This window comes from Enterobacter wuhouensis (genome assembly GCF_004331265.1).
GTDB classification, from domain to species: Bacteria; Pseudomonadota; Gammaproteobacteria; order Enterobacterales; family Enterobacteriaceae; genus Enterobacter; species Enterobacter wuhouensis.
The window spans coordinates 305,988-319,619 of record NZ_SJOO01000001.1 but is presented as its reverse complement, the minus strand read 5'-3'; the positions used below and the strand labels follow the sequence as shown (position 1 = coordinate 319,619).

9 protein-coding genes are annotated in these 13,632 nt (G+C 57.4%); 3 read left to right on the top strand and 6 right to left on the bottom strand.

Going from position 1 to position 13,632, the window contains the following annotated elements:
- The first annotated feature begins 12 nt into the window (after positions 1-12).
- Complete coding sequence (locus E0L20_RS01670; protein WP_131632803.1) at positions 13-909, top strand: DMT family transporter; 897 nt, start codon at positions 13-15, stop codon at positions 907-909.
- Here the strand turns inward: E0L20_RS01670 and narI are convergent.
- The 5 genes from narI to E0L20_RS01645 form a co-directional block, all read right to left on the bottom strand.
- Positions 906-1,583, bottom strand: a complete 678-nt coding sequence (narI, locus tag E0L20_RS01665) for a respiratory nitrate reductase subunit gamma (protein ID WP_131632382.1) — start codon at positions 1,581-1,583, stop codon at positions 906-908. The genes E0L20_RS01670 and narI overlap by 4 nt on opposite strands.
- Positions 1,583-2,293, bottom strand: coding sequence for a nitrate reductase molybdenum cofactor assembly chaperone (narJ, locus tag E0L20_RS01660; RefSeq protein ID WP_131632381.1), 711 nt, complete (start codon positions 2,291-2,293; stop codon positions 1,583-1,585). Before narJ ends, narI begins: the two co-directional genes overlap by 1 nt.
- Entirely contained in the window at positions 2,290-3,825 is a 1,536-nt protein-coding gene (gene narH / locus E0L20_RS01655) for a nitrate reductase subunit beta (protein ID WP_131632380.1), read from the bottom strand. Before narH ends, narJ begins: the two co-directional genes overlap by 4 nt.
- The gene (locus E0L20_RS01650) at positions 3,822-7,565 is read right to left on the bottom strand and encodes a nitrate reductase subunit alpha (protein WP_131632379.1); all 3,744 of its coding nucleotides are present in this window, start codon (positions 7,563-7,565) and stop codon (positions 3,822-3,824) included. Before E0L20_RS01650 ends, narH begins: the two co-directional genes overlap by 4 nt.
- Before the next feature lie 384 nt (positions 7,566-7,949).
- Complete coding sequence (locus E0L20_RS01645) at positions 7,950-9,344, bottom strand: NarK family nitrate/nitrite MFS transporter (RefSeq protein ID WP_131632378.1); 1,395 nt, start codon at positions 9,342-9,344, stop codon at positions 7,950-7,952.
- Positions 9,345-9,653: 309 nt separating this feature from the next.
- Between E0L20_RS01645 and narX the strand changes: the two genes are divergently transcribed.
- Positions 9,654-11,450: a nitrate/nitrite two-component system sensor histidine kinase NarX gene (gene narX / locus E0L20_RS01640; protein WP_131632377.1), complete on the top strand. Its 1,797-nt coding sequence runs from the start codon at positions 9,654-9,656 to the stop codon at positions 11,448-11,450.
- On the top strand, positions 11,443-12,093 hold the full coding sequence (gene narL, locus E0L20_RS01635; protein WP_003856701.1) for a two-component system response regulator NarL: 651 nt from the start codon (positions 11,443-11,445) through the stop codon (positions 12,091-12,093). The genes narX and narL overlap by 8 nt, the downstream gene beginning before the upstream one ends.
- Positions 12,094-12,095: 2 nt before the next feature.
- Here narL and E0L20_RS01630 read toward each other — a convergent pair whose 3' ends face one another.
- Positions 12,096-13,514, bottom strand: coding sequence for a YchO/YchP family invasin (locus E0L20_RS01630; protein ID WP_131632376.1), 1,419 nt, complete (start codon positions 13,512-13,514; stop codon positions 12,096-12,098).
- Between the last annotated feature and the right edge of the window lie 118 nt (positions 13,515-13,632).

Genomic DNA, 13,632 nt, shown 5'->3' with positions numbered 1-13,632 from the left:
AGGAGGTGAATGATGGGCGATTTACAAAAAGGCGTCTGGCAAATGTGCCTGGCGATGTTGATTTCCGGCTCTATAGGCGCGTTTGTTTTACTCAGCGGCCTGCCGGTGACGGAAGTGGTGTTCTGGCGCTGCCTTATCGGGGCAGTCGCGCTTTTTATTTTTATTCGGGTAAGTCAAAAGCCCTTTAGCCCCCTTACCCGCACCACGCTGCTGCTGGCCATTCTGGGCGGCGTGGCATTAGTGGTGAACTGGCTGTTACTGTTCGCCGCCTACGAACGGATCTCTATTGGGCTTTCTACCGTGGTGTATAACACCCAGCCGTTCATGCTGGTCATGATGGGCATGCTTTTAGGCGAGCGCGTGAGTCTGGTGAAGTGGGGTTGGCTGTTCCTCGCCTTTGGTGGCGTAGTGATATTGCTCTCCAGCGAGCTGAGCGGCGCGCACAGCAAGGAATGGCTTGTCGGGATCGGCCTGGCCCTGGGTGCAGCCTTCTTCTATGCGCTGACGGCAATCATTGCCCGAAAGCTCAGGTCCATCGCACCGCAGCACATCGCTTTTATACAGGTGCTGACGGGCGTAGCGATGCTTTTGCCATTTGCGAGCATGCCAACACTATCCGGTGACTTCCCCTGGCCAATGTTGCTGACGTTAGGCATTGTCCATACCGGCATCATGTACCAGCTGCTCTATAGCGCCATTCAGAAACTGCCGACGCCCATTACCGGCTCGCTATCGTTTATCTATCCGGTGGTGGCACTTGTGGTCGACAACCTGGTGTTTGGACATTCGCTAAACCTCACGCAGCTGGCGGGCGGCGCGCTGATCCTGTTCGCGGCGGCGGGAAATAATCTTGGCTGGGGCGAAAAAAAACCCCGCGAGCGCGGGGTTAGGGTCAAAACGGTAAATTAGCGGCGGGCACGCACAATCTGGTATTTGCGCGTCAGGTATTCCACCGGCACGCTCCAGATGTGTACCAGACGAGAGAACGGGAACAGCACAAACAGGGTCATGCCGAGCACCAGGTGCATGCGGAAAATAAACGCCACGCCGTCCAGGTGTTCAGACGCACCGCCGTGGAAGGTCACGACGGACTGCGCCCAGCCGACCAGCTTCATCATTTCGCTGCCGTCCATATGCTGCGCAGAGAATGGAATGGTCAGCAGACCCAGCGCACACTGGATAACCAGTACCGACATCACCAGAATATCTGCTGGGGTTGTCGTAGCGCGAATGCGAGGGCTGAAGAGGCGGCGTTTAAGTAGCAACAGGCCGCCAACCAGACACATAAGACCCGCAGCACCGCCACCGAACATTGCCATCTTCTGTTTCACTTCCAGCGGCAACCACGCTTCATACATCCAATGCGGCGTCAACATTCCGAATGCATGGCCTGCAATCACGCCCAGGATCCCGATGTGGAACAGGTTAGACGCCAGGTTCATCCCCTTGCGGTCCAGCATCTGGCTGGAGGCAGCACGCCAGGTGTACTGGCCATAGTCATAACGCAGCCAGCTTCCCACCAGGAACACGGTGCCCGCGATATACGGGTAGATGTCAAAGAAGAACATATTCAGGAAGTGCATTATTGCCGTCCTCCGTTAGAGATATTCAAATATTGCGGAGCAACGGCCCCGGCAAAACGACGCTGGTGAGCAGAGATTTCAGACTCGCCGCACTTCTGGTCAGCAAAGAATTTCACCTGCTCTTCTTCCCAGACCGCGTCCAGCGCCTGCGGAGTGTCGTCGCGGGCTTCATCCGCAATTTTCTCCGCCACTTTTTCACCGTCGACCGATGCGTTTGCCAGCTTCATCAGCAGGTCGAACAGCACGGCGTAGCGGCTTTCACGCTGCTGAAGACGCGCGCCTAGCAGCGCCAGAATCGGTGCGATGTCCTGCAGGCCGCCAAGCGCCTCTTCTTTAGGCAGCTGCGCCAGATATTCCAGGTACAGCGGCAGATGATCGGGCAGCTCTCGGCTGTCAAGCTGCAGGCCGTGCTGCTCATACTGGGACATCAGATCCACCATCGCCTGACCGCGGTCGCGGGATTCACCGTGAACGTGTTCAAACAGCAGCAGCGAGGTGGCGCGACCGCGATCGAACAGCTGGCTGTAGTCCGCCTGCGCGTCCAGAAGATCGCGGGCTAACAGATCGCGGAGGAAAACGCCCAGCTTCTGAGCGTCCTCTTTGTCCAGGTTTTCAGATGACGCGAGTGCATCAAAGAGTTCCTGCTGATGCTGCGCAAGCGCAGCATCCGGGTACTCGAGCAGACGCGAAACAATGACGAGTTCAATCATTGGTGCGGCTCCGTTTTGCTGGTCACATCCATCGCGTCGATGCGGCGGCTGTTGAACAGGTTGAATTTCGTGTCTGAACCGTGGCAACCGTCACCGAAGGTAAAGCCACATCCGCTTTTTTCCGGGAAGGCTTCGCGAGCCTGTTCGCGGTGGCTGCTCGGCACCACGAAACGGTCTTCGTAGTTGGCAATCGCCAGGTAGCGGTACATCTCCTGCGCCTGCGCTTCGGTCAGACCCACCTCTTCCAGCGCACGGGTGTCAATCACGCCGTCGACGGTTTCGGTACGTTTGAAGTGGCGCATCGCCAGCATACGCTTCAGCGCCAGCAGTACAGGCTGGGTATCGCCTGCGGTCAGCAGGTTTGCCAGGTACTGAACCGGGATACGCAGGCTTTCGACGTCCGGCAGAATGCCGTTGCTGCCCAGTTCGCCCGCGTCGGCGGCAGACTGAATCGGTGACAGAGGCGGCACGTACCAGACCATCGGCAGCGTGCGGTATTCCGGATGCAGCGGCAGGGCCAGCTTCCAGTCCATTGCCATTTTGTACACCGGCGACTGCTGCGCAGCGTCGATCACGCTCTGCGGCACGCCGTCCTTCAGCGCCTGCTCGATCACTTTCGGATCGTTAGGATCGAGGAACACGTCCAGCTGACGCTGATAAAGGTCTTTCTCGTGCTCGGTGCTCGCTGCCGTTTCAATCGCGTCCGCGTCGTACAGCAGCACGCCTAGGTAGCGAATACGGCCCACGCAGCTTTCTGAACAGACGGTTGGCATACCGGCTTCGATGCGCGGATAGCAGAAGATGCACTTCTCTGACTTGCCGCTCTTCCAGTTGAAGTAGATTTTTTTGTACGGGCAGCCGGTGATACACATACGCCAGCCGCGGCACTTGTCCTGGTCGATCAGGACGATGCCGTCCTCTTCACGCTTGTAGATGGCGCCGCTCGGGCAGGTCGCCACGCACGCCGGGTTGAGGCAGTGCTCGCACAGGCGCGGCAGGTACATCATGAAGGTGTTTTCGAACTGGCCGTACATCGCCTTCTGCATGTTCTCGAAGTTTTTGTCTTTCGACAGCTTCTCAAACTCGCCGCCCAGATCGTCTTCCCAGTTCGGGCCTTTTTCGATCTTGTTCATGCGCTGACCGGTAATCAGCGAGCGAGGGCGGGCAATCGGCTGATGTTTCCCTTCCGCTGCGTTATGCAGGTTCTGATAGTCAAAATCAAACGGCTCGTAGTAATCGTCAATGCCCGGCAGATGCGGGTTAGCGAAGATTTTACCCAGCAGCATCGCGCGGTTACCCATGCGCGGCTGAATTTTGCCGTTGATTTTGCGGATCCAGCCGCCCTTGTATTTCTCCTGGTCTTCCCAGTTGGTCGGGAAGCCGGTGCCCGGCTTGGTTTCCACGTTGTTGAACCAGGCGTATTCGGTGCCTTCGCGGCTGGTCCAGACGTTTTTACAGGTGACTGAGCAGGTGTGACAGCCGATGCATTTATCCAGATTCAGCACCATGCCGACTTGTGAACGAATTTTCATTTTACGCTCTCCTGTACCTGATCATTACCTTCGCCGTCTAACCAGTTAATATTCTTCATCTTACGTACCACCACGAACTCATCGCGGTTAGATCCTACGGTGCCGTAGTAGTTAAAGCCGTAGGCCAGCTGCGCATAGCCACCGATCATATGGGTTGGCTTCGGCGTAATACGGGTGACCGAGTTGTGAATACCGCCGCGCTGCTCGGTAATTTCTGAGCCAGGAATGTTCACGATACGTTCCTGCGCGTGGTACATCATGGTCATTCCCGCCGGAACGCGCTGGCTCACCACCGCACGCGCGGTTAACGAACCGTTGGTGTTGAACACCTCAATCCAGTCGTTATCCACAATGCCCAGATCTTTGGCATCGGCTTCGCTCATCCACACAATCGGACCACCGCGACCCAGCGTCAGCATCAGCAGGTTGTCGCTGTAGGTGGAGTGGATACCCCACTTCTGGTGCGGCGTGAGGAAGTTCAGCGCTTTCTCCGGATTACCGTTGGACTTCTCGCCCATCACCGCCTTCACCGAGCGGGTGTCGATTGGTGGACGGTACACCAGCAGGCTCTCACCGAAATCACGCATCCACTGGTGATCCTGATACAGAGACTGACGACCGGTCAGGGTGCGCCACGGGATCAGCTCGTGAACGTTGGTATAGCCTGCGTTATAGGAAACGTGCTCGTCTTCCAGGCCTGACCAGGTCGGGCTGGAGATAATTTTGCGCGGCTGGGCCTGGATATCGCGGAAGCGGATTTTCTCGTCTTCTTTATTCAGGGCCAGATGCTTGTGGTCACGACCGGTAAACTCACTCAGCGCGGCCCAGGCCTTCACGGCCACCTGGCCGTTGGTTTCCGGAGCCAGAGTCAGGATCATCTCCGCAGCATCAATCGCGGTATTCAGCATCGGCTGGCCTTTGGCCGGGCCATCTGCCTTGGTGTAATTGAGCTTACGCAGCAGATCCATTTCGCTCTGGGTATTCCAGGCAATCCCTTTACCGCCGTTGCCGATTTTCTCCATCAGCGGGCCGATAGAGGTAAAGCGCTCGTAGGTCGCCGGGTAGTCACGCTCAACTGGAATGATGTGCGGCGCGGTCACGCCCGGGATAAGGTCGCACTCGCCTTTTTTCCAGTCCTTCACGTCCAGCGGCTGCGCCAGTTCGGCGGCGGAGTCGTGCTGGATCGGCAGCGTCACCACGTCGGTTTCTTTGCCCAGGTGACCTACGCAGACTTCGGAGAATTTCTCGGCGATGCCTTTGTAAATTTCCCAGTCGCTTTTGGATTCCCACGCCGGGTCAACGGCAGCAGACAGCGGATGAATAAACGGATGCATATCCGAGGTATTCATGTCGTCTTTTTCGTACCAGGTTGCCGTTGGCAGAACGATATCGGAGTACAGGCAGGTGCTGGACAGACGGAAGTCCAGCGTCACCACCAGATCCAGCTTGCCGTCCAGGCCGTTATCCTGCCATTCCACTTCTTCAGGCTTCACGCCGCCCTGCTTGCCGAGATCTTTACCCTGAATACCGTGGTCGGTTCCGAGCAGATACTTCAGCATAAACTCGTGGCCCTTACCGGAAGAACCGAGCAGGTTGGAGCGCCAGATGAACAGGTTGCGCGGATGGTTTTTACCGTTTTCAGGCTGTTCCGCCGCGAAGCGAATGGAGCCTTCCTTCAGGGATTTAACGGTGTAATCCACCGGCGTCATGCCTGCTTTCTTCGCCTCTTCCGCAATGCGCAGCGGGTTGGTACCCAGCTGCGGTGCAGACGGCAGCCAGCCCATGCGTTCAGCGCGAACGTTGAAGTCAATCAGGTGGCCGCTGTAGCGGGATTTATCCGCCATCGGCGACAGTAATTCCTGCGCGGTAACCGTCTCGTAGCGCCACTGGCTGGAGTGGTTATAGAAGTAGGAGGTGCTGTTCATGTGGCGTGCCGGACGCTGCCAGTCGAGGGCAAACGCCAGCGGCTGCCAGCCGGTCTGCGGACGCAGTTTTTCCTGGCCCACATAGTGCGCCCAGCCGCCGCCGCTCTGGCCAACGCAGCCGCAGAAGATCAGCATGTTGATCAGGCCGCGATAGTTCATATCGAGGTGATACCAGTGGTTCAGACCGGCACCGACGATAATCATCGAACGACCGTGGGTTTTGTCGGCGTTCTCTGCAAATTCACGCGCGATGCGGGTGATCTGCGCCGCCGGAACGCCGGTGATCTGCTCAGCCCACGCCGGGGTGTACGCTTTCACCTCGTCGTAGCCGGTTGCGCAGTTTTCGTCGTTCAGGCCGCGATCGAGGCCGTAGTTAGCCATGGTCAGATCGTACACGGTGGTGACCAGCGCGGTTGAACCGTCGGCCAGCTGCAGGCGTTTCACCGGCAGCTTATGTATCAGGACGTTTTGCAGCTCCACTTTGTTAACGTGCTCGGTCCCTTCCCCGCCGAAGTACGGGAAGCCCACGTCCGCGATCTCGTCCTGGCTGCCCAGCATGCTCAGGCGCAGATCGGTCTCTTCACCGGACGTACCGTCGCGCTGTTCCAGGTTCCACTTGCCTTTTTCGCCCCAGCGGAAGCCGATAGAGCCGTTTGGCGCAATCAGCTCACCGCTGCTGTTGCAGGCAACGGTTTTCCACTGTGGATTGTTTTCCTGACCCAGCGCATCCACCAGGTCAGCGGCGCGCAGCATACGGCCCGCGGCATAGTAGCCGTCACGCTCTTCCAGCATCACCAGCATTGGCATGTCGGTGTAGCGACGCACGTAGTCGGTAAAGTACTGGCTAGGCTTGTCCAGGTGGAACTCGCGCAGCATCACGTGGCCCATCGCCAGCGCCATTGCCGCATCGGTACCCTGCTTCGGTGCTAACCACAGGTCGCACAGCTTCGCGATTTCGGCGTAGTCAGGGGTAATCGCAACGGTCTTGGTGCCTTTGTAGCGCACTTCGGTAAAGAAGTGTGCGTCCGGGGTACGGGTCTGAGGAACGTTAGAGCCCCAGGCCAGGATGTAGCTGGAGTTATACCAGTCGGCGGATTCAGGCACGTCGGTCTGCTCGCCCCAGGTCTGCGGAGACGCAGGCGGCAGGTCGCAGTACCAGTCATAGAAGCTCAGGCAGGTCCCGCCAATCAGGGAGAGGTAGCGCGCGCCGGAGGCATAAGAGACCATCGACATCGCCGGGATTGGCGAGAAGCCCGCTACGCGGTCAGGGCCGTAGGTTTTTACGGTATAGACGTTAGAGGCGGCAATCAGCTCGTTGACTTCTTTCCATGAGGAACGCACGAAGCCGCCGCGACCGCGTGCCTGCTTAAAGCTTTTCGCTTTGTCGGCGTCTTCGATAATCGATGCCCAGGCATCAACCGGATCGCTGTGCTGGGCTTTCGCTTCACGCCAGATTTTCATCAGGCGCTTGCGCATCAACGGGTATTTCAAGCGGTTAGCGCTGTAGAGATACCAGGAGTAACTCGCGCCGCGCGGACAGCCGCGCGGTTCGTGGTTTGGCAGGTCCGGGCGCGTGCGCGGATAGTCCGTCTGCTGCACTTCCCAGGTCACCAGCCCGTTTTTGACGAAAATCTTCCAGCTGCATGAGCCAGTGCAGTTTACGCCGTGGGTAGAACGGACGACTTTGTCATGCTGCCAGCGCTGGCGGTAACCGTCTTCCCAGTCCCGGTTAGTCTCCAGAACCTGGCCGTGCCCATCGGCAAAAGTTTCACCCTTCTGTTTGAAGTAGCGAAACCGGTCCAAAAATTTGCTCATCGGGTATCTCCTGTGTGGAGCCTGTGGCTCTCTAAATCGACATTGCTGATTTGCAGCGAAGGTAACGCTATGAAAGATGGTGAGAATTGATAACGATCAAGGCGGACGGGGTCTGTTAAGGGAGGTATTACGTCGAATACCACCAAAGCGGTATATTTTTTGATTTTTTATATTAATGATTTATAAGGATATTCTCTATTTATCGTACAAAAAGCGGGGCAGCATTTAACATCTTAGGTATTAAGGGGTAGAGACGCCTGTAATGCGATAGCGATCGCAGTGTTACCCGCGGCGCGCCTGTGAAAACAGATAAGTATGTTGTAACTAAATACGTAATAAAAAAAGCGCGGCACTGAGGCCGCGCAAACGGATAATCAATCTTACTTATTTTTTCTTGGTATTACGGCCATACACCAGCCACGTAATCACTACGCAGGCGATGTAGAAGACGAGGAATACTTTCATTGCCCCTGCCGGTGAGCCGGTCAGGTCAAGCGAAATACCGAACGCTTTCGGGATAAAGAAGCCGCCAATGGCGCCAATCGCAGAGATAAAGCCCAGGGCAGCGGCCGTGTCGGTCGCTGCTTCACGCATCGCCTGCTCTTCACTGCCGCCCTGCGCCTTAACGCGGTCCATGGTCAGCTTACGGAAGATGACGGAGATCATCTGGAAGGTAGACGCACTTCCCAGCCCGGCCGTCAGGAACAGCACCATAAACACGCCGAAGAAGGCGAGGAAGTTACCGCCCTGCCCGTCGACCGGCAGCGTCAGGAACAGCAGCGCGCAGAAGACAGCCATCACCACGAAGTTCATGAGGGTCACGCGGGTTCCGCCCAGACGGTCAGAAATCATCCCGCCCAGAGAACGCGCCAGCGCGCCGATAAACGGACCAAAGAACGCAAAGTGCAGGATCTGAATTTCCGGGAACTGCGTTTTCGACAGCATCGCGAAACCGGCGGAGAAGCCGATGAACGAGCCAAAGGTTGCCAGATAGAGCAGCGCCATCACCCACAGGTGCCCACGTTTCAGTACCGGAAGCTGCTCGCTCAGGGAGGCCTTCGACGCTGACAAATCGTTCATAAAGAACCAGGATGCCAGCGTAAAGACCACCAGGAACGGAACCCAAATCCAGGCCGCATTCTCAAGGAACAGAGATGAACCGTCCGGCTGCGTCACGCCACCGCCGCCAAAGGCCGCGAAGATGGAGACAGAGATCGCCAGCGGCGCAATCAGCTGCATCACGCTCACGCCCATGTTGCCCAGGCCGCCGTTAATACCCAGCGCACCGCCCTGCTTCGCTTTCGGGAAGAAGAAGCTGATGTTCGCCATGCTCGACGCAAAGTTTGCACCCGCAAAGCCGCACAGCAGAGAGATGATCACGAACACGCTAAACGGCGTAGAGGTATCCTGCACCGCAAACCCTAACCATACGCAAGGAACGATCATGATCCCGGTGCTGAACGCCGTCCAGCGGCGACCGCCAAAGACCGGCACCATAAAGGCGTAAGGCACGCGCAAAAGCGCTCCCGACAGCGACGGCAGCGCGGTTAACATAAACAGCTGATCGGTGGTAAAGGTAAAGCCAACTTTGGGCAGGTTTACCGCAACAGCACTAAACAACATCCAGACGCAAAACGCTAACAGCAGGCAGGGAACGGAAATCCACAGGTTACGGCTTGCTACACGATGGCCACGCTGTTGCCAGAATGCCGGGTCCTCCGGACGCCAGTCGGTAATAACGGAACCACTTTCCCTTTCGGGAGCGGATGAGTGACTCATAGACACCTCTGATTCTTGAAAGATGCTGCAAACATTAGGGTTTTAGAGCGGCGGTAAGTTGATATAAATCAAAGGAAAAGTGGGTGGTTTTGCGGCGAAAAAAAAGTCATGCTCCTTAGTGAGTAGGATGATCCGGTAAAAAAGATGTGGTTTTTCACGGCTATGAAGCCCCCCTGCCGTTCCCTCCCCCCAACCGCTACCCCACTGGCAATTTAGAGGTAATCCTTTATTGGTATGGGTATACTCCAGGGTATGCATGAGAATAACGCCATTCCTGCAAGCAGGCCACGTCAGGAGCCCGGCAACGCTATGTTAAGAAGATGTTTATCACCGTTGACGCTAGTGAACCAGCTGGCGCTTATCGTCTTGCTGTCTACCGCTATCGGTGTGACCGGCATGGCTATTTCTGGCTGGCTGGTACAGGGCGTGCAGGGTAATGCACATGCCATTAACGAGGCAGGATCGCTGCGTATGCAGAGTTACCGGCTGCTGGCGTCGGTTCCCTTAACGCCGGACGATCGGGTACTGATCGACGAAATGGAGCGGACGGCATTCAGCGCCGAGCTGGAAAGAGCCGCCATGCGCGACGGTCAGGAGCCTCAGCTCAAATCGCTCCAAAATTACTGGCACACCCAGCTCAGGCCGGGGCTACAGCAGGCGCAGCAGGCCGAAACGGTGGCGAAGGACGTTGCCGGTTTTGTTTCCCGTATTGATGCTCTGGTCTCCTCTTTCGACCAAACGACCGAGCTGCGCATCGACCGCGTGGTCATGGTTCACCGCGCTATGGCCCTGTTTATGGGGCTGCTGTTAATTTTTACCATCGTCTGGCTGCGCGCCCGCCTGTTAAACCCGTGGAAACAGCTGCTGGCGATGGCCCGCGCCGTAACGGACCGTGACTTCACCCAGCGGGCCCACATCAGCGGCCGTAACGAAATGGCCATGCTGGGTCAGGCGCTCAATACCATGTCTGAAGAGCTGTCTGAAAGCTACGCGGTGCTGGAAAAACGGGTGCAGGAAAAAACCGCCGGGCTTGAGCAGAAAAACGAAATACTCTCTTTCCTGTGGCAGGCCAACCGTCGTCTGCATATGCAGGTGCCGCTGTGCGAGCGTCTCTCGCCGGTACTCAACGGCCTGCAAAACCTGACGCTTCTGCACGACCTCGAACTGCGGGTCTACGATATTGAAGACGAAGAGAACCACCAGGAATTTACCTGCCAGTCGGATATGTCCTGCGATGACAAGGGCTGTCACCTTTGCCCGCGCGGGCTACCGCAGCTGACCACCGGCGGCACCACGCTCAAATGGCGCCTCACCGACAGCCACACTCAGTACGGCATACTGCTGGCGACGCTGCCCACGGGACGTCACCTTAGCCACGACCAGCAGCAGCTTGTGGATACCCTGGTTGAACAGCTGACGGCGACGCTGGCACTCGACAGGCATCAGGAAAAACAGCAGCAGCTGATCGTGATGGAGGAGCGTGCCACCATCGCCCGCGAGCTTCACGACTCGATCGCGCAGTCGCTCTCGTGTATGAAAATGCAGGTGAGCTGCCTGCAAATGCAGGATGCCGATATGCCTGAGAGCAATAAGCAACTGCTCAGCCAAATCCGCAACGAGCTGAACACCTCCTGGGTGCAGCTACGCGAGCTGCTGACGACCTTCCGGCTGCAGCTGACGGAGCCGGGCCTGCGCCCTGCGCTCGAATCCAGCTGCCACGAATTTAGCGCCCGACTGGGATTCCCGGTGAAGCTCGACTACCAGCTGCCGCCGCGTTTTGTCCCCTCTCATCAGGCCATTCACGTACTGCAGATTGCCCGTGAAGCCCTGAGCAACGTGCTCAAACATTCCGGCGCGACGGCGGTAACGGTAACCGTTAGCCAGCACGATAATCAGGTGAAGCTCGCGGTTCAGGACAACGGCTACGGCGTGCCGGAAAATGCCGAACGAACTAACCACTATGGTTTAATCATCATGCGTGACCGCGCGCAAAGCCTGCGCGGTGATTGCCAGGTTCGCCGGAGAGAGACGGGAGGCACAGAAGTTGTGGTCACCTTTATCCCCGAAAAACCGCTTATAACTTCTCAAGGAGAAAACCATGACTAATCAGGAACCGGCCTCAATCCTGCTGATCGACGACCATCCGATGCTGCGCACCGGCGTAAAACAGCTGGTCAGCATGGCGCCAGATATCACCGTCGTTGGCGAAGCCAGCAACGGCGAACAGGGTATTGAGCTTGCCGAATCGCTCGATCCTGATTTGATCCTGCTCGATCTCAATATGCCGGGCATGAACGGGCTGGAAACGCTCGACAAGCTGCGCGAAAAATCCCTTTCTGGCCGCGTAGTGGTCTTTAGCGTTTCAAATCACGAAGAGGATGTGGTCACGGCGTTGAAACGCGGCGCGGACGGCTATCTGCTCAAGGATATGGAGCCGGAAGATCTGCTCAAGGCGCTGCAGCAGGCCGCCGCCGGTGAGATGGTCCTGAGCGAAGCGTTAACGCCGGTGCTGGCCGCCAGCCTGCGCGCGAACCGCGCCACCTCAGATCGTGACGTCAGCCAGCTTACGCCGCGCGAGCGCGATATCCTGAAGCTGATTGCCCAGGGCCTGCCGAACAAAATGATCGCCCGCCGTCTTGATATCACCGAAAGCACGGTTAAGGTGCATGTGAAGCACATGCTGAAGAAAATGAAGTTGAAATCCCGCGTTGAAGCCGCCGTGTGGGTCCATCAGGAACGTATTTTCTAACGTTATTCGTCCGGCAGCAGCTTCCACCGTGGATCGTCATCCGGTAATGCTACCAGCGGTTGCACCACAGCTAGCGTGATCTCATTGGATGAGACGCGCTGCCCATCCTTATCTTCCACCACCACCGACAGCCGCCAGCGGTTACTCGCGCCTTCGCGTTCGTCCCATGCCGGCATAATCACGCTCCAGCCGTCGCTGCTGGTGCTGTTCGACGGTGCCGTCAGGCTCAGCGCCTGCGTATCACCCTGCCAGTGCAGCTGACGAACCCCGTGGGTGCTGCGTATCTGTAGCTTCAGCATGACGGTTTCGCCTCCTTTCAGATCCCAAGGCGGCGTCGCAAGATAGACCGACAGCGTTTTGCGCTGGCGGAACTCCATCACCGGCAGGCTGTCCCTTTCCGGTGAATCGTAGCGACTGCCGCGCAGCGAGCGCGTGGCGGCCACTTCCCCCGCAGAAAGCTGCTTCACCAGCGGCACGCCGAAACGATAGTTGAGCTTTAGCCCAAGGTTGTTCTGACTCACCCCGCTCTCCCCTTGCTTATGCGCCGCCGTCAGCGTCACCAGCGGGACGGGGGTGTAGTTCAGCCCAAGATTGACCGCCATCGGGTTGTGATAGCCGGTTCCGCTATCGAACAAATCGACGTTATCACCAAAATATTGTTCAAAGCTGACGCTGGTGTTCAGGTGGTGAAACCACGGCAGCCAGGCCTTGGCGGTGATGTCGTACCCGCGCGCCATGCGCTGCTCCTGCACGTCGGAGCTGTCGCGCCAGCCGGCAAAGGGTTGATAATAGTTAGCCGACAGGCGCAGGTTTTCTCCCCACGCTTCAGCCCCCAGCCCGGCGCGCTGCAGGTTTTCGTCCAGCAGATTGTCGTAAAAGGTGTTATAGCCCAGCAGCCAGCGTCCGGCGACCCAGCGCTGCCCGACGCCGGCATTGCTGACCAGACCGTCGGTTTGCTGCGTCAGCCCGAGCTGGCTCCAGCTCAGGTAACGATTGTTATCGTTCCACGGGATGAACCAGCTTCCGCTGCTGCCGTTGAATTTACCCTCGTCATCCACCAGCAGGTTGACGCTGGCGTTCCCCCACGGCGAAAGCCAGGATTCTATCTGCTGGTTCACCTCACCGCTTACGGCATCGCGCACCTTGCCAAAGGCAAACTGCCGGGCCTGCTCGCCGGTAGTAAGGCCGTTATCGGTCATGCTGGCTTCACCAAAGGCTTTAGCCATCTCCGCCAGATGCTTTTCACCCTGCGACGAAGGTTGTGCCAGACCCAGATCCGGCAGGCCATCGCCATTGTTATCAAAGGGGTTTTGCGCCTGCTGCACAAAGGAATTGGGCGCACCGTGAACGGCTCCGGCCGTAATCAGGAGGAGTAAAAACAGCGAACGAATGTGGGACGATACAGCTCTCAACGTCGGAATTACGTGCCTGTGTTTTTCAAAGATAGTCTTATCATGTTAACGCCTTCAGGAGTGAATTACAGTCTTAATGGAAATTTCAGGAATAACCTGAAACCGTCCGTCGGGTCAGCGCGAGCGC

Excerpts from the sequence above, each read along its gene's own strand:
- narJ (WP_131632381.1), bottom strand. The coding sequence starts at position 2,293 with ATGATTGAACTCGTCATTGTTTCGCGTCTGCTCGAGTACCCGGATGCT.
- narH (WP_131632380.1), bottom strand. The coding sequence starts at position 3,825 with ATGAAAATTCGTTCACAAGTCGGCATGGTGCTGAATCTGGATAAATGC.
- narI (WP_131632382.1), bottom strand. The coding sequence starts at position 1,583 with ATGCACTTCCTGAATATGTTCTTCTTTGACATCTACCCGTATATCGCG.
- narX (WP_131632377.1), top strand. The coding sequence starts at position 9,654 with ATGTTAAGAAGATGTTTATCACCGTTGACGCTAGTGAACCAGCTGGCG.
- E0L20_RS01670 (WP_131632803.1), top strand. The coding sequence starts at position 13 with ATGGGCGATTTACAAAAAGGCGTCTGGCAAATGTGCCTGGCGATGTTG.
- narL (WP_003856701.1), top strand. The coding sequence starts at position 11,443 with ATGACTAATCAGGAACCGGCCTCAATCCTGCTGATCGACGACCATCCG.
- E0L20_RS01645 (WP_131632378.1), bottom strand. The coding sequence starts at position 9,344 with ATGAGTCACTCATCCGCTCCCGAAAGGGAAAGTGGTTCCGTTATTACC.
- E0L20_RS01650 (WP_131632379.1), bottom strand. The coding sequence starts at position 7,565 with ATGAGCAAATTTTTGGACCGGTTTCGCTACTTCAAACAGAAGGGTGAA.